The organism is Kocuria turfanensis (assembly GCF_001580365.1).
Lineage (GTDB): Bacteria > Actinomycetota > Actinomycetes > Actinomycetales > Micrococcaceae > Kocuria > Kocuria turfanensis.
In genome coordinates this window covers 2,948,768-2,970,236 of sequence record NZ_CP014480.1, presented here as the reverse complement: position 1 = coordinate 2,970,236, position 21,469 = coordinate 2,948,768, and the positions used below count along the sequence as shown (strand labels likewise).

General features: G+C 74.6%; 17 protein-coding genes and 1 pseudogene. 13 read left to right on the top strand and 5 right to left on the bottom strand.

Annotated features, from left to right (window positions below):
- Positions 1-12: 12 nt before the first annotated feature.
- A complete protein-coding gene (locus AYX06_RS13665; protein ID WP_084271630.1) occupies positions 13-1,659 on the top strand; it encodes an SLC13 family permease in 1,647 nt (548 codons plus the stop codon).
- A 12-nt stretch (positions 1,660-1,671) separates the two neighbouring features.
- On the opposite strand, the gene AYX06_RS13660 is transcribed toward AYX06_RS13665, so the two are convergent.
- The gene (locus tag AYX06_RS13660) at positions 1,672-2,439 is read right to left on the bottom strand and encodes an endonuclease/exonuclease/phosphatase family protein (RefSeq protein WP_147017705.1); all 768 of its coding nucleotides are present in this window, start codon (positions 2,437-2,439) and stop codon (positions 1,672-1,674) included.
- A 119-nt stretch (positions 2,440-2,558) separates the two neighbouring features.
- On the bottom strand, positions 2,559-3,122 hold the full coding sequence (locus AYX06_RS13655; RefSeq protein WP_062736238.1) for a Dps family protein: 564 nt from the start codon (positions 3,120-3,122) through the stop codon (positions 2,559-2,561).
- A 209-nt stretch (positions 3,123-3,331) separates the two neighbouring features.
- On the opposite strand from AYX06_RS13655, the gene AYX06_RS13650 reads away from it, so the two are divergent.
- From AYX06_RS13650 to AYX06_RS13630, 5 genes and pseudogenes are all read left to right on the top strand, one after another.
- Positions 3,332-3,547 carry a hypothetical protein gene (locus AYX06_RS13650; protein ID WP_062736237.1) on the top strand — a complete coding sequence of 72 codons (216 nt, stop codon included), beginning with the start codon at positions 3,332-3,334 and terminating at the stop codon, positions 3,545-3,547.
- Between the two features lie 47 nt (positions 3,548-3,594).
- A complete protein-coding gene (locus AYX06_RS13645; protein WP_062736236.1) occupies positions 3,595-4,143 on the top strand; it encodes a hypothetical protein in 549 nt (182 codons plus the stop codon).
- 77 nt (positions 4,144-4,220) lie between these two features.
- A pseudogene (locus tag AYX06_RS13640) lies at positions 4,221-6,222 on the top strand (oxidoreductase).
- A gap of 125 nt (positions 6,223-6,347) precedes the next feature.
- Positions 6,348-7,979, top strand: coding sequence for an amidohydrolase (locus tag AYX06_RS13635; protein ID WP_062736235.1), 1,632 nt, complete (start codon positions 6,348-6,350; stop codon positions 7,977-7,979).
- A gap of 19 nt (positions 7,980-7,998) precedes the next feature.
- Entirely contained in the window at positions 7,999-8,586 is a 588-nt protein-coding gene (locus AYX06_RS13630) for a GNAT family N-acetyltransferase (protein ID WP_307725505.1), read from the top strand.
- Positions 8,587-8,591: 5 nt separating this feature from the next.
- Here AYX06_RS13630 and rraA read toward each other — a convergent pair whose 3' ends face one another.
- Genes rraA through AYX06_RS13615 form a run of 3 tightly spaced genes read right to left on the bottom strand, consistent with a single transcriptional unit; the run spans position 8,592 to position 11,446 of the window.
- Entirely contained in the window at positions 8,592-9,071 is a 480-nt protein-coding gene (gene rraA, locus AYX06_RS13625) for a ribonuclease E activity regulator RraA (protein WP_062736234.1), read from the bottom strand.
- A gap of 40 nt (positions 9,072-9,111) precedes the next feature.
- Complete coding sequence (locus tag AYX06_RS13620) at positions 9,112-10,683, bottom strand: MDR family MFS transporter (RefSeq protein WP_232319313.1); 1,572 nt, start codon at positions 10,681-10,683, stop codon at positions 9,112-9,114.
- Between the two features lie 4 nt (positions 10,684-10,687).
- On the bottom strand, positions 10,688-11,446 hold the full coding sequence (locus AYX06_RS13615) for a PepSY domain-containing protein (RefSeq protein ID WP_062736232.1): 759 nt from the start codon (positions 11,444-11,446) through the stop codon (positions 10,688-10,690).
- A gap of 159 nt (positions 11,447-11,605) precedes the next feature.
- On the opposite strand from AYX06_RS13615, the gene AYX06_RS13610 reads away from it, so the two are divergent.
- Genes AYX06_RS13610 through pknB form a run of 7 tightly spaced genes read left to right on the top strand, consistent with a single transcriptional unit; the run spans position 11,606 to position 21,460 of the window.
- Positions 11,606-12,406, top strand: a complete 801-nt coding sequence (locus AYX06_RS13610; protein WP_062736231.1) for an FhaA domain-containing protein — start codon at positions 11,606-11,608, stop codon at positions 12,404-12,406.
- Positions 12,407-12,922 (top strand): FHA domain-containing protein FhaB/FipA, encoded by a 516-nt coding sequence (locus tag AYX06_RS13605; RefSeq protein WP_062736230.1) that lies wholly within the window; start codon positions 12,407-12,409, stop codon positions 12,920-12,922. It begins immediately after the preceding gene.
- Between the two features lie 3 nt (positions 12,923-12,925).
- On the top strand, positions 12,926-14,434 hold the full coding sequence (locus AYX06_RS13600) for a PP2C family protein-serine/threonine phosphatase (RefSeq protein WP_062736229.1): 1,509 nt from the start codon (positions 12,926-12,928) through the stop codon (positions 14,432-14,434).
- Complete coding sequence (locus tag AYX06_RS13595; RefSeq protein ID WP_062736228.1) at positions 14,431-16,176, top strand: FtsW/RodA/SpoVE family cell cycle protein; 1,746 nt, start codon at positions 14,431-14,433, stop codon at positions 16,174-16,176. Before AYX06_RS13600 ends, AYX06_RS13595 begins: the two co-directional genes overlap by 4 nt.
- Positions 16,173-17,618, top strand: a complete 1,446-nt coding sequence (locus AYX06_RS13590) for a peptidoglycan D,D-transpeptidase FtsI family protein (RefSeq protein WP_062736227.1) — start codon at positions 16,173-16,175, stop codon at positions 17,616-17,618. The genes AYX06_RS13595 and AYX06_RS13590 overlap by 4 nt, the downstream gene beginning before the upstream one ends.
- Positions 17,615-19,423 carry a protein kinase domain-containing protein gene (locus AYX06_RS13585; RefSeq protein WP_062736226.1) on the top strand — a complete coding sequence of 603 codons (1,809 nt, stop codon included), beginning with the start codon at positions 17,615-17,617 and terminating at the stop codon, positions 19,421-19,423. The genes AYX06_RS13590 and AYX06_RS13585 overlap by 4 nt, the downstream gene beginning before the upstream one ends.
- A gap of 3 nt (positions 19,424-19,426) precedes the next feature.
- Positions 19,427-21,460, top strand: a complete 2,034-nt coding sequence (gene pknB, locus AYX06_RS13580) for a Stk1 family PASTA domain-containing Ser/Thr kinase (protein ID WP_062736225.1) — start codon at positions 19,427-19,429, stop codon at positions 21,458-21,460.
- Positions 21,461-21,469 lie beyond the last annotated feature (9 nt).

The window sequence follows — 21,469 nt, the reverse complement described above, 5'->3', positions numbered from 1 at the left end:
TTTGGAGCACAGATGAGCGACCGACCCCCCATTCCCGGAGCGCACCTGAAGGACCATCACGGCACCTCGCGGGGCGGCGGGGGCGCCGACCTGCTGTCCCCCGGGGAGCAGGCCCCCGCGGAGCGCCGGAAGACGCACCGGGTCCGGTGGACGGGCCTGGTCGCCGGCCTGGCCCTCTCCCTGTCGGTCTACGCCGTGCTGCCCGCGGACCTGGCCCACCCCGCCAAGCTCACCGCCGCCACGGCCGTCCTGATGGGCGTGTGGTGGATGACCGAGGCCATCCCGATCCCGGCCACCGCGCTGCTGCCGCTGATCATCTTCCCCGTGCTCGGGGAGGACGTCGCGGTCGACGACGTCGGGGCCTCCTACGGCAGCAACATCATCTTCCTGTTCATGGGCGGGTTCCTGCTCGCCCTGGCGATGCAGCGCTGGAACCTGCACCGCCGGATCGCCCTGCGCACGGTCCGGGTGATGGGGACCAAGCCGACCCGGATGGTGGCCGGCTTCATGGTCGCCACGGCCTTCCTCAGCATGTGGGTCTCCAACACCGCCACCGCGGTCATGATGCTGCCCATCGGCGTGTCCGTGCTGCTGCTGCTGCCGAACCTGCTGGGGGCCTCCGGGCCGGGCTCCGACAGCGCGGAGGAGGGCGCCCTGCACGACGCCGAGCTGGAGGGCGCGGACCCGCAGAGCGCCGAGGCGAAGGAAGCCGTCATCGCGTCGGACTTCGGGACCGCGCTGATGCTGGGCATCGCCTACGCCGCTTCGATCGGCTCGCTGAGCACGATCATCGGCACTCCGCCCAACACGCTGATGGTCGGCTATCTGCAGGAGGCCCACGGCATCACCGTGGGCTTCGGCCAGTGGATGCTCGTGGGCGTCCCGCTGTCCGTCGTCATGCTCGGCATCGCCTGGTTCCTGCTCACCAAGGTGCTGTTCAGGCCCGAGATCGACGAGATCCCCGGCGGCCGGAAGCTGATCGACGGCGAGCTGCGCAAGCTCGGTCCCATGTCCACCGGCGAGAAGCTGGTGCTCGCCGTGTTCGTGCTGGCCGCGCTCAGCTGGGTCCTCGTGCCCGTCCTCTTCGAGGACCCGCCGATCAGCGACGCCGGCATCGCCATGGTCGTGGGGCTTCTGCTGTTCCTGCTTCCCGCCGGCGCCCGGCGCGGGGTCCGGCTGCTGGACTGGGAGACCGCCGTCAAGCTGCCCTGGGGCGTGCTCCTGCTCTTCGGAGGAGGGCTGGCCCTGTCCTCCCAGTTCTCCTCCTCCGGGCTGACCGACTGGATCGGGGAGGGCGCCACCGCCCTGGGCACGGTGCCGGTGGTCCTCCTCGTGGCGATCCTCGCCGCCGGCATCCTGTTCCTGACCGAGCTCACCAGCAACACGGCCACGGCCGCCACGTTCCTGCCGGTCTCCGGCGGAGTGGCCCTCGGCCTCGGGCTGGACCCGATGCTGCTGGCCGTTCCGGTGGCCCTCGCGGCCACCTGTGCGTTCATGCTGCCGGTCGCCACGCCGCCGAACGCGATCGCCTTCGGCTCCGGCTACGTGACCATCGGGCAGATGCTGCGCGGCGGGCTGTGGCTCAACCTCATCGGCATCGCCCTGATCACGCTCGTCACGACGACCCTGGCCACCTGGGTGTTCAGCATCGTCTACTGACGGGCCCCGGGCTCAGCGGGCGGTCCCGCCGTCGTGCTCCAGCTCGGCCAGCACCGGGAAGTGGTCCGAGGCCCACACCCCGCCCGGGCGCTCGGCCAGGACCTGGGAGCCCAGGACGCGGACGGGGCCGCCGTGCAGGATCCAGTCCAGCCGCGGCGTCCGCGCCCCCGGCCGGCGGTAGCGGTGGAAGGTGCCGGGGGCGTCCGGGGGGAGGGTGTCGCGCAGCCCGCCGGCCACGGCGGCGTCCCACGTCCGGGACCGCCCGGCGGCCGCGTTCCAGTCCCCGAGCAGCAGCAGCGGCCCCTCCCACCCGAGGAGCAGGCCCTGCAGGGCGGCCAGCTGCCGCAGCCGGGCGCGCTCCGGCCACGGGTCCAGGTGGGTGGCGACCGCCCGCCAGGCCACCCCGGTGCGCCGGTCCGTGAGGTCCGCGAGGACCGCGGTGCGCGGAAAGACGTCCCCGGCCCCCCGGGAGCCGGGGACCTCCGGGGTGCGGGACAGCCACCGCTGCCGCCACCGGTCCACCGTGAAGCGGGTGGTGTCCACGGCCAGCAGGCAGCGCTCGCCGCGCCCGCCGGCGTCCCGGCCCGTGCCCAGGAGCACGTGCCCCGGGCCCAGCGCCTCGCGCAGCGGGTGCAGCTGCTCCGGGTGGACCTCCTGGAGGGCGGCCAGCTGCGGCCGGTGGGCGCGCAGCACCGCCTGCACCGCCGGCGCACGGGTGAACCACGCGTCCGGGGCGCCGCGGCGGTACCGCGGCAGGGGGCGGCGGACGTTGAAGGTCATGACCGTGAACGCGCCCCGGCCCCGCGGACCGCGGGGGTCGGCGGGGCCGGGGCGACCGGTGGCTGCCACGGTGGCGGCAGGTTCCGCTGGGCGAACGACAGAGAGGACGACGGCGCGGACTACTGCGCGGCGGACTCCGCCGCGTCCTGCTCCGTGCGGGCGCCGCCGTGCTGCAGGACACCGCCGCTGTTCTCCAGGTGGGCGCGCATGAACCACTGGAAGAGCTCGAGCTCCTTGACCTGGCCGATGAGCATGTCCTCGGTGATGGGATCGAGCTCCCCCACCTTCTGGATGGCGTCCCGGTGGTCCTCGATGATCCCGTTGTAGACGAGGTCCAGGGCCGCGAGGTGCTCCACGGCGGTGGCGCGGTGGACCGAGTAGTCGTCCCACGTGCGGGCCTGCACGAGATCCCCGGGCAGGCCGCTGGGGCCCACGCCCATGGTGGCCATCCGCTCGGCCAGCTCGTCGACGAAGCCGCGCACGAGCTCGATCTGCGGGTCCAGCATCTCGTGCACGGAGATGAAGTTGGGCCCGACCACGTTCCAGTGGGCGTGCTTGAGGGTCAGCTGGAGGTCGTTGAGCGCGTGTAGGCGCTGCTGCAGGGTCTGGGCGACCTCGTGACCGTTCTCCGTGGACAGGCCGGGCACGGTGTAGGGGGCGGCGCTCTGGTTCGTGGTGGCCATGGGATCGTCTCCTGGTTCCGGCCGCCGCCGGGCGGCGGCCTCGATCGACAACGGTGGGCGGCCCGCCGGAGCGGGCCCTCCCGACCCACTATCCCACGGCCCCCGTGGACTGTCAGCACCCTGTCCATTCGCTGAGCGCGATATCCGCCGCCGGCCTTCCCGCTGCGCACCCCTTGCCAGGGCCCCGGAGCCGCTGATGGGATGGGGCCATGACGACTCCCGGCAACCAGCTCCCCGACGACCCGCACCTGGCCGACGACGTCGGCGTGCCCGACACCCCGGCGCGCGACCTCGAGACCGCCCAGGATCCGCTGGGCCAGACCAACGCCGGCCAGCGCGTCCCGAGCGCGGGCGACGCCGAGGACCCCGCCGACCCGGACTTCGGCGCCGGCGCGGACGGGCCCGGTCCCACGGCCGGGGACTGAGCCGCACCGGCCGCGCTCCGCGCCCGGCCGCCGCTACCCTGGAGCCCATGAGCACCCGGGGCACCAGCACGCGCGGCATCGCCGAGGCCACGGGCACCCCGTGGGAGACCTGGACGGCCCGGCTCGACGCCCACGGCGCCCGCCGGATGAGCCATGCCCGGATCGCCCGGCACCTGACCGAGCAGCTCGACGGCGTCGTCGCGAACCCCGGGTGGTGGGCCCAGCAGATCACGGTGGCCTACGAGCAGCACATCGGCACCCGGCGCCCCGGCCAGGCCGGGGACGGGAGCTGGGCCGTCAGCGCCGGCCGGACCGTGCCCGGCACGGCGGACGAGGTGCTGGCCCGCTGGGACACCCTCATGGGCCGAGCCCCCGAGGTCGCCGGAGCGGCCCCCGAGGGCCGGCCCGGCACGAGCGCCACCGAGGCGTGGCGGTACTGGCGGGTGCGCCTGGTCGACGGCTCCCGGGTCACGGTGCACATCAGGGCCAAGGACGCCGGGCGGTGCACGGTCGGGGTGAGCCACTCGGGGCTGGCCTCCCCCGAGGACGTCGAGCACCGGCGGGCGTTCTGGAAGGAGCGGCTGCGCGAGCTCTGACACCCCTCCGCACCGACTTGTGGCGCACATCACTTCTCGCCTACGGTGACCCAGGTACCTGAGACGAGGAGTATCGGATGACCCTGCCCTATCCGCACCTGCTGTCGCCCCTGCAGCTGGGCGGCACGACCCTGCCGAACCGGGTGCTCATGGGCTCGATGCACACCGGGCTCGAGGAGCAGCCCGGTGGGTTCGAGCGGCTCGCGGCGTTCTACGCGGAGCGGGTGCGCGGCGGCGTCGGGCTCATCGTCACGGGCGGCGTCGGGCCCAACCCCGAGGGCGCCACCCGCGCCGGTGGCGCCCTCCTGCGCACCCCCGAGGAGGTGGCCCGGCACCGCCTGGTGACCGGGGCCGTGCACGCCGAGGGCGGGCGGATCGCGCTGCAGATCCTGCACTCCGGCCGCTACGCCAAGGCCCCGGCCGCGGTGGCCCCCAGTCCGCTGCGCGCCCCCATCAGCCCGGTGGTCCCGCACGAGCTCACCGGCGAGGAGATCGAGCGGACCATCGAGGACTTCGCCCGCACCGCGGCCCGGGCCCGGGAGGCCGGCTACGACGGCGTGGAGATCATGGGCTCCGAGGGCTACCTCATCAACGAGTTCGTCGCCGCCGAGACCAACCACCGCACCGACGAGTGGGGCGGGTGCTGGGCGAACCGGATGCGCCTGCCCGTCGAGATCGTCCGCCGCGTCCGCGAGCGCACGGGCCCGGAGTTCCTCCTGATCTACCGGCTGTCGATGCTGGACCTGGTCCCGGGCGGCTCCACGGTCGAGGAGGTCGTGGAGCTGGCGCGGGCGGTCGAGGCCGCCGGGGCCACGCTGCTCAACACGGGCATCGGCTGGCACGAGGCCCGCATCCCCACCATCGCCACGGTCGTCCCCCGCGGCGGCTTCTCCTGGGTGACCCGCCGGCTGAAGGGCGAGGTCGGGATCCCGCTGGTCGCGGTGAACCGCATCAACACCCCGGAGACGGCGGAGCGGATCCTGGCCGACGGCGACGCGGACATGGTCTCCCTCGCCCGGCCGCTGCTCGCGGACCCGGACTTCGTGGCCAAGGCCGCGCGGGGCCGCGCCGACGCCATCAACACCTGCATCGCCTGCAACCAGGCCTGCCTGGACCACACCTTCGCCGGGCGCACCGCCTCCTGCCTGGTCAATCCGCGGGCGGGAGCGGATCGGGGTGGTCGGGGCGGGCCCCGCCGGGCTCGCCTTCGCGGTCGGCGCCGCGGAGGCCGGCCACGCCGTGACGCTGTTCGAGGCCGAGGAGCACATCGGCGGGCAGTTCTGCATGGCCCTGCGCGTCCCCGGCAAGGAGGAGTACGCCGAGACCCTGCGCTACTACGGCGTGCGGCTGGCGGAGCTCGGGGTGGACGTGCGGCTGGGGACCCCCGCCACGCCCGCGCACCTGGGCGGCTTCGACCGCGTGGTGCTCGCCACCGGCGTGGTGCCGCGCGTGCCCGCGATCGAGGGCGTGGACCACCCCTCGGTCGTGGGCTACCGGGACGTCCTGCAGCACGGCGCCCCCGTCGGGCGGCGGGTCGCCGTCCTGGGCGCCGGGGGGATCGGCTTCGACGTCGCCGAGTACCTGCTGCACTCCCCCGGCACCGGGACCGACTTCTACCGGGCGTGGGGCGTGGACACCACGCTCACCGCCCGCGGGGGCCTGGTCCCGCCCGCGCCGCCGCGCCCGGCCCGCGAGGTGACGCTGCTGCAGCGCTCCCCCGGCAAGCCCGGGGCCGGCCTGGGCCGCACCACCGGGTGGATCCACCGTGCCTCGCTCAAGGCCGGGGGCGTGCGCGCCCTCAGCGGCGTGGGCTACCGGCGGATCGACGACGACGGGCTGCACCTCACCGTTCCCGGCCCGGACGGCGCCGGGGCCGTCGAGCAGGTGCTCGCCGTGGACACCGTGGTGCTGTGCACCGGCCAGGAACCCCTGCGGCAGCTGCACGACGCGCTGCTCGCCGCCGGCCACGACGCCGACGCCGTGCCGGTGCACCTCATCGGCGGGGCGGACGTGGCGGCCGAGCTGGACGCCAAGCGGGCCATCCGCCAGGCAACGGAGCTCGTCGCCGCCATCGGCTGACCGGATCCTCCTCCCGCGGGTCCCGGACGGGGGGCCGCACCGGGGCGGCGCCGGGGCGGCAGCGGTGCCGTGCGGGACCGGGCCCGGGGTGCCACGATGGGACCAGCCCCGCGGAAAGGACCTCCATGCAGCTCGATCTCCTGCTCGTCAACGCCACGGTCCGCACGATGGACCCCGCCCGGCCGCGGGCGTCGAGCCTGGGGGTGCACGGAGGGCGGATCGTGGTCCTCGACGACCCCGGCGTCCCGGCGGCCGAGACCGTGGACCTGGGCGGGGCCACGGTGCTGCCCGGGTTCGTGGACGCGCACTGCCACACCACGTGGTTCGGGCTGGGCCTCGCCGAGGTGGACCTGTCCGGGTGCACCTCCCTGGACCGGCTCTACGAGGCGCTGGAGCAGGGCATGGCCGCCAAGCCGCGGGACGAGGAGTGGCTCATGGCCACCGGCTTCTACCCGGCCACCGTGGGCGGGGCCCTGCCCGACATCGACGTCCTGGACCGCATCACCGGCAGCACGCCGCTGTTCGTCCGGCACACGTCCGGCCACGCCGCGGTGGTGAACTCGGAGGCGCTGCGCCGGGCCGGGGTGCTCACCCCCGGCACCCCGGACCCGGTGGGCGGGCGGGTGGTGCGCGACGCCGCCGGGCGTGCCACCGGCCTGGTCGAGGAGACGGCCCAGGCGATGGTCCAGGAGCTGTTCCGCCCGTACCCGCTGGGCAAGATCGTGGCGGCCCTCGAGCGCGCCACCGCCCGCTACGCCGCCGAGGGCATCACCACGTTCGCGGAGGCCGGGATCGGCGGCGGCTGGATCGGGCACAACCCGGCCGAGCTGCAGGCCTACCAGCGGGCGCGCGAGGAGGGCGCCCTGCACGCCCGTGCCCAGGTGATGCCCGTGCTGGACGTCCTGCACGAGATCGGCGGGCTCGGGGACGGCTCCGCCCGCGGGCTGGACCTCGGGCTGCGCACCGGGTTCGGCGACGACGAGCTCGTGCTGGGGCCGGTGAAGGTCTTCGTCGACGGCTCGCTGCTCGGGGAGACCGCCGCGGTGACCGAGGCCTTCTGCGGCGGCGGGCACTCCACCGGGTACTTCCAGGAGAATTCCGAGCAGATGGCGGCGGCGATCCGGGAGGCCTACCGGGCGGGCTGGTCGGTGGCCGCCCACGCGATCGGGGACCGGGCCATCGACTTCGCGATCGACGTGATCACCGGGTGCCAGGACGCGCACGGACGCCGCCGCTTCCCCAACCGGATCGAGCACGCGAGCATCACCCGCCCCGACCAGCTCCCGCGGCTCGCCGCCGCGGGGATCTGCGTCACCCCGCAGATCGGCTTCCTGCGCCCCATGGCCGTGCAGTTCCGCCGGCTGCTGGGCCCGCAGCGCACGGACTGGACCTACCGGGGCCGCAGCTTCCTCGACGCGGGCGTGCGGATCGCGGGCAGCTCCGACCGCCCCGTCGCCGACGGCGACGTGCTGCGCTCCGTCCAGGCCTGGACCGACCGCCTCGACGGGGACGGTCGCCGCTTCGGCCCCGCCGCCGAGCGGCTGGACGTCATGGAGGCGCTGGCCGCCTACACCTCCGAGGCCGCGGCCGCCCTGGGCATGTCCGACCGGATCGGGTCCCTCGCCGTCGGCAAGCAGGCGGACCTGGTGGTGCTCGAGCAGGACCCGGTGGAGGTGCACCGGCGCGGGGAGTCGGTGGAGCACATCGGCGTGCGCGCCACGTGGCGCGGCGGCCGGCTCACCCACCGGGCCGGTTGAGCCGGTAGCCTGCTGCTCCGTGGACGACTCCGTGAACGATCCCGCGAACGATTCCGTGGCGGGCTCCGGCACCGATGCCCTGGCCGATCGCGTGGCCGATGCCGGGGCAGCCCCCGTGCCCGGGCGGCCGGGTCCCGGGTCCCCGCCCGGGCGGCCGGGTCCCGGGTCCCCGCCCGTGCGCTGGGCGACGGCGGCCGAGCTGTCCTCCGCCCAGCTGTACGGCCTCCTGCGGCTGCGCACCGACGTGTTCGTCGTGGAGCAGGCCTGCCCCTACCCCGAGCTCGACGGCCGGGACTTCGAGCCCGGCTGCCGGCACGGCTGGATCGAGCGGGACGGGCGGGTGCTCTCGACGCTGCGGCTGCTCGTGGAGGACACCCCGGACGGGTCCGCGCTGCTCCGGATCGGCCGCGTGGTCACCGCCGCGGACGCGCGCGGGCGGGGCCTCTCGGCCGCCCTGCTGCGCTCGGCGCTGGCCCGCTGCGGTCCGGCCCCGGTCGTCCTCGACGCCCAGGCCCACCTGGAGGGCTGGTACGGGCGGTTCGGCTTCGCCCGGACCGGGAAGACGTTCCTGGAGGACGGCATCCCGCACGTGCCCATGCGCCGGTAGGCCGCTCAGCTCTCGACCAGGATCCCGTCCTCGTCCGCCCACACGGTGCGGCCGGGGCGGAAGGTCACGCCCTCGATGACGACCGGCACGTCCTGCTCCCCGACGCCGTCCTTGGCGGACTTGCGCGGGTTCGAGCCCAGCGCCTTGACCCCCAGGGGCAGCCCGGCGAGGGCGACCCGGTCCCGGACCGGCCCGTTGACGATGACACCGGCCCAGCCGTTGCGCACGGCGGACTCCGCGATCATGTCCCCCATCAGGGCGGTGCCCATCGAGCCGTGCCCGTCCACCACCAGGACCGCCCCCTCTCCCGGGGAGTTGAGCACCGCCTTGACGAGGCCGTTGTCCTGGAAGCAGCGCACCGTGCGCACCGGGCCGGTGAAGGCCCGCACCCCGCCCAGGTCGAGGAACTGGCGCGGGCAGGACATCAGCTGCTCCCCGCGCTCGTCGTAGAGGTCGGCGGTGGTGAACGGGCGCGGATCGGTCATCTGCTGCTCCTCGGCATGCGGTGGCGGTCTCGGGGCCAGCCTAGTCAGCGGCGCCCGGCGGTTCAGCCCCGGCCCGCTCCCCGGAGCGCTCCTCCGTCCCCGCGGCGGCCGGGCCGGCGGCCGTGCCCAGCGGGAGCTCCTCGATGAGCAGGGACAGCACCAGGCACGCCGCGGCCACCGGCAGCCCCCACAGGTAGAGCGGGGGCAGCGCCTGGGCGAAGGCCTGGGCCACCGCCTCCTGCGCCGGGGCGGGCAGGGAGGCGAGCACCTGCGGGCTCAGCGCGTTGACGTCGGACCCGGCCCCGGCCGGGGGCAGTACGTCCCCGAGGACGCCGTCGAGCCGGGCGACGAACACCGAGCCGAACACCGCGATCCCGAAGGAGGCGCCGGTCTGCCGGAAGTAGTTCGAGGCGGACGTCGCGGCCCCCACGTCCTCCGGCGGCACGGCGTTCTGCACGATCAGCACGAGGTTCTGCATGAGACAGCCGATCCCGAGGCCGATCACGACCATGCCGGTGGCCGTCAGGGCGTAGGGGGTGCTCTCGTCGATCGTGGAGAGCAGCACGAGGCCCGCGGCCATCACCGCCGAGCCCAGGACCGGCCAGAGCCGGTAGCGACCGGTGCGCGCGATCCGGCGCCCCGTGCCGATGGTGCCGACGAGCATCCCGGCCGTCACGGGGATCATCATCAGACCGGCCGCCGTGGCCGAGGCGCCCTCCACCATCTGCAGGTACGTGGGCAGGTAGGTGATCGTGGCGAACATGACCACGCCCATCCCGACGGCCGCCGCCGTGGGCACCACGAAGTTGCGCACCCGGAACAGGTGCAGCGGGATGATGGGCTCCGCGGCGCGTCGCTCGACCAGCACGAACAGCCCCGTCAGCACGGCCACCGCCGCGGCCAGCCCGAGGATCGGCGGGCTCGCCCAGGGGTGGGCGGTGCCGGCCCAGGTGGTCAGCAGCACGAACGCGGTGCTGCCCGCGGCCAGCACCGCGGTCCCGAGCACGTCCAGCCGCACCCGTCCGCGCGGGACGTGCGGCAGGTGCAGGAAGCGGGGGATGAACACGAGCGTGACCAGGCCCAGCGGCAGGTTGATGCAGAACACCCAGCGCCAGCTCACGAGGTCGGTGAGGAACCCGCCCAGCAGCGGCCCGCTCACCGAGGCGAGGCCGAAGGCCGCCCCGATCACGCCCATGTACTTCCCGCGCTCGCGCGCCGGGACGAGGTCCGCGATGATCGCCTGCGCCCCGATCAGCAGACCTCCGCCGCCGAGGCCCTGCAGGGCGCGGAACACGATGAGCTGCGTCATGTCCTGGGCGGCGCCGGCCAGGACCGAGCCCAGGAGGAAGACCACCACGGCCACGAGGAAGATCCGCTTGCGCCCGTAGAGGTCGCCCAGCTTCCCGTAGACCGGCAGGCCCACCGTGGCCGCCAGCACGTACGCCGTGACCACCCACGAGATGCGGTCCAGCCCGTCGAGGTCCCCGACGATCGCGGGCAGGGCGGTGGCCACGATGGTCTGGTCGAGGGCGGCCAGCAGCACGGCCATCAGCAGGCCGAGGAACGTGAGCCGCAGCTGCCGCTGCCCGGAGCGCCCCGGGGCCCCTGTCACCGGGTCAGCGATCGACCTTGACGACGGAGCCGTTGGCCACGTTGACGTACACGTCCACGGACGTCCCGTCGGGGTCGTCGACGTCGACCTCCCAGACGGTGGTGCCGTCCTCCGTGTCGAGCTGGGCGCCGTCGAGCGTGCCGTCCACCTCGTCCAGCGCGGTCCGGACGGCGTCCTCCAGCGGGACCTGCACCTGGGCGACCCGCTCGCGGTCCTCCTGGTCCAGCTGGTCGTCGCCCTCCTGCGGGGTGACCTCGGAGCCGTCCCGGGAGACGTCGACCTCCTTCTCCCGGTCGCCGACGGCGAGCTTGACCTCCCAGCCCTCCTCGCCGTCCTTGCGGTCGATCTCGAACACCTGGCCTCCCGTCACGGCCTCCTCGGCCGCGACGACCGCGCCCACCACGGCGGCGGCCTCGCCCCCGGCCTCCGGCGAGGAGGTCGAGGTGGCGGTGCCCGAGGGTGTCGCGGAGGGGCTCCCGTCGGCGGTGGCCGTGCCCGAGGGCGTCGCGGAGGGGCTCCCGTCGCCGGTCGCCGTGCCCGACGGCGTGGCCGAGGGGCTCCCGGCACCGGTCGGCGAGCCCTCGGTGCCGGTCGGCTCGGCGGGGGCGCTGGTCCCGGCTCCGCCCGTGGTCTGCTCCCCGCCACCGCCGTCGCCGTCGCCGTCGCCGTCGCCGCCACCGCCGCCGTCACCGCATCCGGCCAGCAGCAGCGCCGAGACCGCGAGCGCGGCCAGGGACAGGACCCGTTGATCAGTGTGCTTCATACCAGAATTGTTCCCCCGGCCCGGCGTCCTGGCAAGGGGTCCGCCGCCGCGCCTGCCGCCCTCGACGCGGCTCACAGGCACCACGTCTACTATCCTGGAGAGCGCCTGACCCGAGACCGGGGGCATGCGCACCGCGATCGACGCCAGGAAGGAGGCGGCATGGGATTCCTCGAGAGCCTCGAGAAGAACATCGAGAAGGCCGTCCGCGCCGCCTTCTCCACGGGCTCCCGCAAGCGGGTGGAGGCGGTCGAGATCGCCAGCGCCCTGCGCCGCGAGCTCGACCAGGAGGCGTTCACGATCTCCGCCGGGCGGACCATGGCCCCCAACGTGTTCGTCGTGGAGTTCTCCGACGAGGACTTCCCCCGCGCCCAGGACTGGGGCACGCCGCTGGCCGAGGAGCTGTGCGACGTCGTGATCAAGCACGCGCGCAGCCAGGCCTACACGCTGCAGGGAGCGGTGAAGGTCTCCTTCACCCACAACCCCGAGGTCGAGGCCGGCGAGTTCCGCGTGCACTCCTCGGCGCAGCGCACCGCCGAGTCCCCGAACACGCCGGCCACCCCGAGCGGGCACCGGATCGCCCGCGGCCACCGCGACCCGGAGGACGAGCCCACCCAGGCCGCGCCCGTCCAGGCCGCGCCCGTCCAGGCCGCGCCCGCGCAGCGCTGGATCCCGGTGCTCGACGTCGAGGGCGAACGGTTCTCCATCAACGCGGACTCGATCGTGCTGGGCCGGTCCGCCGAGGCGGACATCACCGTGGAGGACACCGGGGTGTCCCGCAAGCACCTCGAGATCCGCCGGCAGGGCGAGCACTTCCTGGCCGTGGACCTCGGCTCGACCAACGGTTCCTACGTGGACGGGGAGCGGGTGATCGGCCGTTCCGAGCTGGTCAACGGTTCCGTGATCACCATGGGACGGACCCGGATCACGTTCCGCCTCCTGACCCCGAAGGGGAACCGCTGAATGTCCGAGCTGACCGTCACCCTCCTCCGCTTCGGCTTCCTGGCCCTCCTCTGGATCTTCATCTTCAGCATCGTGGCCAGCCAGGGCCGTGACCTGGCGGTCGGCGGGAAGCTCCCGGCCGTCCTGGGCCGGTCCCGCGGGGAGCGGCGCGCCGCGGCCGCGCCGCCGGCCCCCGAGCCGGCCGCGCCGCCCGCCGCCGGCCCCGGCACGGGCCAGCAGCGCTCCCGCCCGCAGACCCTCGCGGTGCTGGAGGGCCCGCTGCAGGGCCGCAGCTACGCCCTGGGCAACGCCCCGGTCCTCCTGGGCCGCTCCCCCGAGGCCACCGTCCCCCTCGGCGACGACTACGCCTCGGGGCGCCACGCCCGGCTCTTCCCCCAGGGCTCCCGCTGGTTCCTCGAGGACCTCGGCTCCACCAACGGCACCTTCGTGGGCCAGCAGCGCCTCTCCCGGGCCGTGCCCCTCGACGCCGGGACCCCGTTCCGGGTGGGCAAGACCGTCCTGGAACTGAGGTCCTGACGCATGGCGATCGCCTTCCGCTACGCCGCGCGCTCCGACGTGGGCAGGGTCCGTTCGAAGAACGACGACTCCGCCTACGCGGGCCGGCACCTCGCGGTGGTCGCCGACGGCATGGGCGGGCACGTGGGCGGGGACGTCGCCTCCGCGTCCGCGGTCATGGACCTCACCTCCCTGGACCGCCCCGACCACCACGGCGACGGCGCCACCGTGCTCGCGGACGAGATCCAGAACGCCAACCAGAACCTGGCCCGGCTGGTCCTGGGCAACCCCCGCCTGGGCGGGATGGGGACCACCGTCACGGCGCTGCTGGCCGACGAGGACGAGATCGTCGTCGCCCACATCGGCGACTCGCGGGCCTACCGGCTGCGGGGCGACGAGTTCCACCAGGTCACCCGGGACCACACGTTCGTGCAGCGGCTCATCGACGAGGGACGGCTGCGCCCGGAGGAGGCGGAGTCCCACCCGCACAAGAACGTCCTGATGCGCGTGCTCGGGGACGTGGACGCCTCCCCCGAGATCGAGGTGGAGACCGTCCGCCCCGAGATCGGCGAGCGGTGGCTGCTGTGCTCGGACGGGCTCAACGCCGTGGTCCGGCCCGAGACCATCGAGTCCGTGCTGCGCTCCGGGGACGACCTCAACCAGATCGTGGACACCCTCGTGGAGCTGACCCTGGACCGCGGGGCCCCGGACAACGTCACCGTGGTCGTGGTGCAGGTCTTCGCGACCGACGACGACGCCCCGGTCGCGCCGCAGACCGGCGAGGCGCGCGGGGCGGTCCCGGATCCCGGCTTCGCCCGGACCTCCGACGAGATCACCGGGGACGCCGCCGCCGGCACGGAGGCCGCGGAGTCCTCCGCCGCGGTGCTGCGCCGCGACCTCGCGGCCCGTCCGCACCTGCTGGTGGGCGCCGCCGCCAACGCCACCCAGACCGGGCGCATCCCCACCGTGAGCGACAGCATCCTGCAGCGCCGCGCGACCCTGCTGCAGACCTCCGCGCCGGACACCCTGGCCGATCCCCAGGAGGTCGAGTCGGCGCTGCACCGGGCGGAGGCCGCTGCCCCGTCCGCACGCCGGCGCCGGAACCGGCGCGCGTTCACCGTCCTCGCCCTGGCCACGGTCGGGCTGCTGCTGGTGGCCGGCGGGTGGCTGACCACCAACTGGATCAACTCCCAGTACTACGTGGGCGAGCAGCAGGGCAACGTGGCCATCTACAACGGGGTCTCCCAGTCCCTCGGCCCCGTGAGCCTCAGCGACCTGGAGCGGACCACCGACCTGCGGGTCGAGGACCTGCCCGGCTACACCCAGGAGCGGGTCCGCAACGCCATCCCGGCCGGGAGCCTGGAGGAGGCCGAGCGGATCGTGCAGGAGCTGCGCGAGTCCGCGCCGGACGCCGGCCCCGGGCCGGAGCCGCGCCCCACCGGCACCGTCCGCCGGGCCACCTCCTCCCCCACCACGGCCCCGGACGCGTCCCCCACGGCCTCGCCCGCCGCGAGCCCCGGAGGTGACCGATGAGCGCCACCGCCGGAACCCGCTCCCCCGAGGAGCTCGCCGAGGCCCGGCAGAAGCCGCGGCGGCTCACCGAGCTGCTGCTGCTGGTCGTGGCCGTGGCCATCGGCGTGGGCGCCAACATCCTCGTGGACCCGGACCAGCTCGGCACCGGGGACCCGCACATCCTGGTCTCCGGCCTGGTCCTGGGCATCGGCGCGCTGCTCCTGCACCTGGTGCTCCGGCTGCGGGCCAAGTACGCGGACCCCTACGTGCTGCCCATCGTGGTGGCCCTCAACGGCCTCGGCATCGCCATGATCCACCGCATCGACCTCACCACGGACCAGTCCGCGGCGCAGTCCCAGGTGCTGTGGACGGCGCTGGCGATGAGCGCCGCCGGCCTGGTGCTCTGGTTCCTCAAGGACCACCGGGTGCTGCGCCGGATCACCTACATCTCCCTGGTGCTCAGCGGCCTGCTCCTGCTCCTGCCCCTGCTGCCGGGGCTCGGGGTGGAGCTCAACGGCGCGCGGATCTGGATCTCCGTGGGCGGGCGCACCTTCCAGCCGGGCGAGGTCGCGAAGATCACCCTGGCCGTCTTCTTCGCCGGGTACCTCTCGACCAACCGCGATCTCATCCTCCTGGCCGGCAAGAAGATCGGTCCCGTGCGGCTGCCGCGCTTCCGGGACATGGCCCCCATGTTCGCCGCCTGGCTGGTGGCCATCGGCGTGCTGGTCTTCCAGCGCGACCTCGGCTCCGCGATCCTGTTCTTCGGGCTGTTCCTGGCCATGATCTACCTCGCCACGAGCCGGCTGAGCTGGATCGTGATCGGCCTGCTGCTCGTGGCCGTCGGCGGCTTCTTCGCCAGCCGGATCTTCGGCCACGTGGCGGCGCGCCTGGACTCCTGGCTCAACGCCTTCGACCCGGAGGTCTTCAACCGGGCCCCCGGGGGGTCCGCCCAGATCGTCCAGGGCCTGTTCGGGCTCTCCTCGGGCGGGCTGTTCGGGCAGGGCCTGGGCCAGGGCCGGCCGGACCTCGTCTCCTACGCCAACTCGGACATGATCATCACCGCGTTCGGCGAGGAGCTGGGCCTGATCGGGCTCGGCGCGATCCTGATGCTCTTCTTCCTCTTCGTCAGCCGCGGCTTCCGCGCCGCCCTGGGCACCCGGGACGCCTTCGGCAAGCTGCTCGCCGCGGGGCTGTCGGCGGTCATCGTCCTGCAGCTGTTCGTGGTCGTGGGCGGCGTCACCCGGCTCATTCCCCTGACCGGCCTCACGACCCCGTTCATGTCCGCCGGGGGCTCCTCGCTGCTGTCCAACTGGATCATCGCGGCGATCATCCTGGCCATCTCGCACACGGCCCGCCGGCCCGTGGTCACCGGTCCGGCCACCGAGGCGGACCTCGCCGAGATCGCCGCCTACGAGGCCGCCCTGCGGGAGGCCTCGCGGCGGGACGAGCAGGAGCGCGCCGAGCGCCGGGAGCGCCGGCGCGGAGCGGGCCGGGAGACGGACGGGTCCGGCCGCGGCCGGCCCGCCGACGACCGCACCGCCGAGCGGCCGGCCGCGCGCCCGGACACAGCGCGCCAGCAGGCGGTGCCCGACGACACCGGGGCGACCGAGCCGATCGCGGCCGCCGGCCCGGGCGGGCGCCGCGGCCCCGAGGACGGGCCGGCCGACGACGGCACCCCCACCGAGGCCATGTCCCGCCTCACCGACCAGGACCGCCGCACCCCGGGCGGTCCCCGGCGCACCGAGAACGGAGGAGCATCGTGAACCGGGCGATCCGACACACCTGGGTGGCCGGCGTGGCGATCTTCACCGTGCTGCTCCTGGCGCTGACCTACGTGCAGTTCTTCGCGGCGCGGACCCTCGAGGCCCACCCGTGGAACAACCGCAGCCTCTACGACCAGTTCGGCGCGGACCGCGGGGCGATCCTCGTGGACGGCGACGCGAAGGCCTCCTCCACGCCCTCGGACGACGACTTCGAGTACCAGCGCGTCTACACGGACCCGCTGCTGTACGGGCACCTGACGGGCTACTTCTCGCTGGTCTACGGAGCCACCGGCCTCGAGGCGGCCCTGGGCGAGGAGCTCTCCGGCGCGTCCGACGAACAGTTCTACGACCGCGTGGTCTCGATGTTCTCCGGGGACCAGCCCACCGGCGCGTCGGTCGAGCTGACCATCGACCCGGAGCTGCAGCGGACCGCCGCCGAGCTGCTGGAGGGACGCCAGGGCTCCATCGTGGCCCTCGACCCGGAGACCGGCGCGATCCTCGCCATGGTCTCCAGCCCCGGCTACGACCCCAACGAGCTCGCCTCCCACGACTCCGGCTCCGTGATCGCCGCCGCCGAGCGGCTCAACGCGGACCCGGCCGAGCCGCTCGTCAACCGCGCGATCTCCGGGGACCTCTACGCCCCGGCCTCGACGTTCAAGATCATCGACACCGTGGCGGCCCTGGAGTCGGGCGAGTACACCACGGAGTCCTCGATCCCCAACCCGCAGGAGCTGCCCCTGCCCGGCACCGACGTGACCCTGCCCAACTACGTGGGCGGGGGGTGCACCGCCCGCACCGAGGCGGACCTGGAGTTCGCGCTCGAGCAGTCCTGCAACACCCCCTTCGCCTCGATCGCCCTGGACCTCGGGGACGAGACGATCCGGCGGACCGCCCAGAACTTCGGCTACGGGGAGCCGCTGTCCGTGCCGCTGAAGGTGACGCCGTCGCTCTTCCCGGAGGAGCTCAACGAGTCGCAGCTCGCGCTGTCCGCCATCGGCCAGTACGACGTGCGCACCACGCCCCTGCAGGTCGCGATGATGAGCGCTGCCATCGCGAACGACGGGGTGCAGATGAAGCCCCAGCTCGTGGAGACGGTCCGCTCCTCGGACCTGTCCGTGATCGACGAGTTCGCACCGGAGCAGCTGCGCCGCTCCACGAGCGCGGACGTCGCCCGGACCGTCACGGACCTCATGGTCCAGGTGGTCGACGACGGCATCGCCCGCGGGGCGGCCGTGCCCGGGGTCGAGGTCGCCGGGAAGACGGGCACCGCCGAGATCGGCTCGGACGAGGGCCTGAACGACGCCTGGTTCACGGGCTTCGCGCCGGCCGACGACCCCCAGGTGGCCCTCGCCGTCGTCTTCGAGGACGTGGACGTGGCGACGGGCGCCTCTCTGACCAGTCCGAGCGCCAAGCAACTCTTCGAGGCGGTGTTGAACAAGTGAGACCTTCGTCGAGCACCGTCCTGGGCGGGCGCTACGCACTGACCGATCGGATCGCGATCGGCGGCATGGGTGAGGTCTGGAAGGCCAAGGACCGGGTCCTGGGCCGCATCGTCGCCGTGAAGATCCTCAAGGAGGAGTACAACGGGGACCCCAACTTCCTGCAGCGCTTCCGCGCCGAGGCGCGGCACACCGCCCTGCTGAACCACCCCGGTGTCGCGAACGTCTTCGACTACGGCGAGGAGGAGGGCTCGGCCTTCCTCGTCATGGAGCTCGTCCCGGGCGAGCCGCTGTCCAACATCATCGAGCGGCGGAAGACCCTGGACCCGGACACGGTCCTGAACTACATCGGGCAGACGGCGCGGGCGCTCGCGGCCGCGCACGCGCAGGGCCTGGTGCACCGCGACGTGAAGCCCGGGAACCTGATCATCACCCCGGACAACCGGGTGAAGGTCACGGACTTCGGGATCGCCCGCCTCGCGGACCAGGTGCCCCTCACGGCCACCGGCCAGGTGATGGGCACCGCCCAGTACCTCGCCCCGGAACAGGCCACGGGCCAGACCGCCACGGGCTCCTCGGACATCTACTCCCTGGGCATCATCGGCTACGAGTGCCTGGCCGGGCGACGGCCCTTCACCGGGGAGTCGCAGATCGCGATCGCCCTCGCCCAGGTCAACGACCCGCCGCCCGCACTGCCCGAGGACGTGCCGGACCCGGTGCAGGCCCTCGTGATGTCGATGCTCGCCAAGGACCCCAAGGACCGCCCGGCCACGGCAGGGGCCCTCGCCACCGCCGTGGACGCGCTCCGGCGCGGGGACGAGGCCGCCGCGGTCTCCGCCGTGCCCGGGATGCGGGCCTTCCTCGACCTGCCCGACGACGAGGCCACCCAGGCCTTCGAGCCCGTCGCCGACGCGCCGACCCGGCTGCTGGAGCGCAACGGCACCGCCCGGGCGGCGGGGGCCGCGGCGGCCGGGGCCGGGGCGGCCGGGGCCGGGGCGGCCGGGGCCGGGGTGGCCGCCGCGGCCGGTCCGGCGCGGCCCATCACGGCCGAGCTGGACGTCGTCGAGCCGGCCCGCGGGCCGGGGGACGGCGGCGGGCGCGACGGCGCGGATCCGGGTCCGCCGGAGGGTCCCCGCCGCGAGCGGCGCTCGGTGTGGGCCTGGCTGCTGCCGGTGCTGCTGACGCTGGCCCTGCTCGCCGGGCTGCTGTGGTTCTTCCTCCTCCGGCAGCCCGCGCCCGTGGCCCCGGAGCCGACCCCCACGGGCACGGTCTCCACCACGGTCGTGCCGGAGGAGACGACCGCCCCGCCCGCCGACGCGGCGGAGACCGTGGAGGTCCTCGCGGCCCGGTACGAGGGCCGCCCGGTCGACGACGTGGTGCAGGAGCTCTCCGACCTCGGCTTCCGGGTCGAGCGGCAGGGCCAGACCTCGGACCAGGAGGAGAACACGGTCCTGTCCGTGAGCCCCGTCGGCCAGGTGCAGCGGGGGGCCACCGTCACGGTCGCCTTCTCCACCGGCCCCGACACCGTGGAGCTGCCCTCCGGGATGGTCGGGCAGCAGGCGGACCCGCTGATCGACCAGATCCGGCTGCTCGGGGTGAACATCATCCGGTACGACGAGCCCACCGAGGACGCCGCGCCGGGCACGGTGCTGCGCACCCAGCCGCTGGGCGGCTCGACCGTCCGCCCCGGCGACACCATCGAGATGTGGGTGGCCGTGGCGCCGGAGAGCGCCCCGACCGCCGAGCCGACCGCGACTCCCACTGCGACTCCCACCGGGACGCCGACCGGACCCGGCCGGGAGGGCTGAGCCGTGCCGGCCCGGAACGCGGTTCCCCCCCTGATCAACGACCGCTACGAGGTGGGCGAGACGATCGGGCGCGGCGGGATGGCCACGGTCCACGTGGGTCGGGACCTGCGGCTCGGCCGGCGCGTGGCGATCAAGGTGCTCCGTCCCGAGCTGGCCCGGGACGCGACCTTCCACGAGCGCTTCAAGCGGGAGGCGCAGTCCGTGGCGGCTCTCAACCACCACTCGATCGTCTCCGTGTACGACACCGGGGAGATCCTCGCCCGGACCGACGAGGGCGTGGACCGGCCGTTCATCGTGATGGAGTACGTGCCCGGCCGGACCCTGCGGGAGCTGATCCACGAGGACGCCGTCACGCCGCGGGACGCCGTGGACATCACCCTGGGGATCCTCGACGCCCTCGAGTACAGCCACCGGGCCGGGATCGTCCACCGGGACATCAAGCCGGCCAACGTGATCGTCACCCCGGAGCGCCAGGTGAAGGTCATGGACTTCGGGATCGCCCGGGCGGTGGAGGACACCTCGCCGGCGCTCACGCAGGCCCAGGCCGTCCTGGGGACGGCGCAGTACCTGTCCCCGGAGCAGGCGCGGGGCGAGTCGGTGGACGCCCGCTCCGACCTCTACTCCGCCGCGTGCGTGCTCTTCGAGATGCTCACGGGGCGCGCTCCGTTCGTGGGCGAGTCCTCCGTGGACATCGCCGCCCAGCACGTGCGGGACCATCCGCCCGCCCCGTCGGAGCTCGACCCCCGGATCGGGCACCGGGTGGACGAGTTCATGGCCCAGGCCCTGGACAAGGACCGCGAGGCCCGCTTCCAGGACGCCGGGCAGATGCGCCGGGCCCTGCGCGAGCTGCGCCCGGCCGTGCCGGAGGACCTCGAGGCCACGCAGTCCCTGCGGGCGGTGCCGGAGCCGGAGGAGGACACGAAGACGCTGCCGCCCGTGCCCGTCCCGGTCCCCGCGGCAGCGCCCCCGGCCGTCGCCCCGGGCACCGCCGCCGGCATCGCCGCGGCGACGCCGGGCGGTGCCGGCCGCGGCTCGGTCCCGGTGCGGCGGCGACGCCCCCTGCGCACGGCGCTGCTCGCCCTGCTCGTCGTCGCGCTGCTCGCCGTCCTCGGCGTCGTGGCCCTGCAGTGGGTCCAGGGACAGCGCGGCGGGCCCGCTCTCGTGGCGGTGCCCTACGTCGCGGGCATGGACGCCTCGGTGGCGGAGACGGCGCTGCGCAGCGCCGACCTGGTGCCCGAGCGCGAGGAGGTCTACGACGACGAGGTGCCCGAGGGCGACGTGGTGGGCACCGACCCCGCGGCCGACACCCAGGTCGAGGAGGGCACCACGGTCGTCCTCGAGGTCTCCCGGGGACCTGCCGAGGTGGAGGTGCCGGACGACCTCGCCGGCCGTTCCGAGGAGGAGGCCCGGGAGGCCCTGGAGTCGGCGGGGCTCGAGGTCGGGTCCACCCGCACGGCGAACAGCTCGTGGGTGCCTGAGGGCGCGGTGGTCGCCACCGCCCCCGCCGGCGGGACCACCGTCCCGAGCGGGTCCGAGGTGGAGCTCGTCGTGTCCACGGGGCGGGTGACCGTGCCGCAGCTCGTGGGACTGAGCCGCCAGGAGGCCGTCGCCGCCCTGGGCGCCGACGAGGTCCGGCTCTCGGCGGAGATCGTCACCACCCCCCGGTCCGGGGTGCCGGCCGGACAGGTGGTGGACCAGAGCGTGGACGCCGGCCAGTCCGCGCCGCAGGGCGCCACCGTGACGCTCACCGTGGCGGTCGCCCCGGCCCCCGAGCCGGCCCCGGAGCCGACCGTCCCGCCCACCCCGACGCCGTCCCCCGAGGAGACCGAGGAGCCCACCGAGGAGCCCACGGAGGAGCCCACGGAGGACCCGGCCGAGGAGCCCACCGAGGACCCCGGGGCGGACAGCGCCGAGGAGGACCGGTCCGAGGCCGAGGAGCGGGCGGACGAGCGCGCCCGGGAAGAGGAGGAACGCGCGGACGAGCGCGCCCGGGAAGAGGAAGAACGCGCGGACGAGCGCGCCCGCGACGACGGATGACCCGGGCCC

Bases quoted from the DNA above. Each gene is read 5' to 3' on its own strand.
- AYX06_RS13665 (WP_084271630.1), top strand. From the start codon at position 13: ATGAGCGACCGACCCCCCATTCCCGGAGCGCACCTGAAGGACCATCAC.
- AYX06_RS13660 (WP_147017705.1), bottom strand. From the start codon at position 2,439: ATGACCTTCAACGTCCGCCGCCCCCTGCCGCGGTACCGCCGCGGCGCC.
- AYX06_RS13655 (WP_062736238.1), bottom strand. From the start codon at position 3,122: ATGGCCACCACGAACCAGAGCGCCGCCCCCTACACCGTGCCCGGCCTG.
- AYX06_RS13650 (WP_062736237.1), top strand. From the start codon at position 3,332: ATGACGACTCCCGGCAACCAGCTCCCCGACGACCCGCACCTGGCCGAC.
- AYX06_RS13645 (WP_062736236.1), top strand. From the start codon at position 3,595: ATGAGCACCCGGGGCACCAGCACGCGCGGCATCGCCGAGGCCACGGGC.
- AYX06_RS13635 (WP_062736235.1), top strand. From the start codon at position 6,348: ATGCAGCTCGATCTCCTGCTCGTCAACGCCACGGTCCGCACGATGGAC.
- rraA (WP_062736234.1), bottom strand. From the start codon at position 9,071: ATGACCGATCCGCGCCCGTTCACCACCGCCGACCTCTACGACGAGCGC.
- AYX06_RS13615 (WP_062736232.1), bottom strand. From the start codon at position 11,446: ATGAAGCACACTGATCAACGGGTCCTGTCCCTGGCCGCGCTCGCGGTC.
- AYX06_RS13610 (WP_062736231.1), top strand. From the start codon at position 11,606: ATGGGATTCCTCGAGAGCCTCGAGAAGAACATCGAGAAGGCCGTCCGC.
- AYX06_RS13605 (WP_062736230.1), top strand. From the start codon at position 12,407: ATGTCCGAGCTGACCGTCACCCTCCTCCGCTTCGGCTTCCTGGCCCTC.
- AYX06_RS13600 (WP_062736229.1), top strand. From the start codon at position 12,926: ATGGCGATCGCCTTCCGCTACGCCGCGCGCTCCGACGTGGGCAGGGTC.
- AYX06_RS13595 (WP_062736228.1), top strand. From the start codon at position 14,431: ATGAGCGCCACCGCCGGAACCCGCTCCCCCGAGGAGCTCGCCGAGGCC.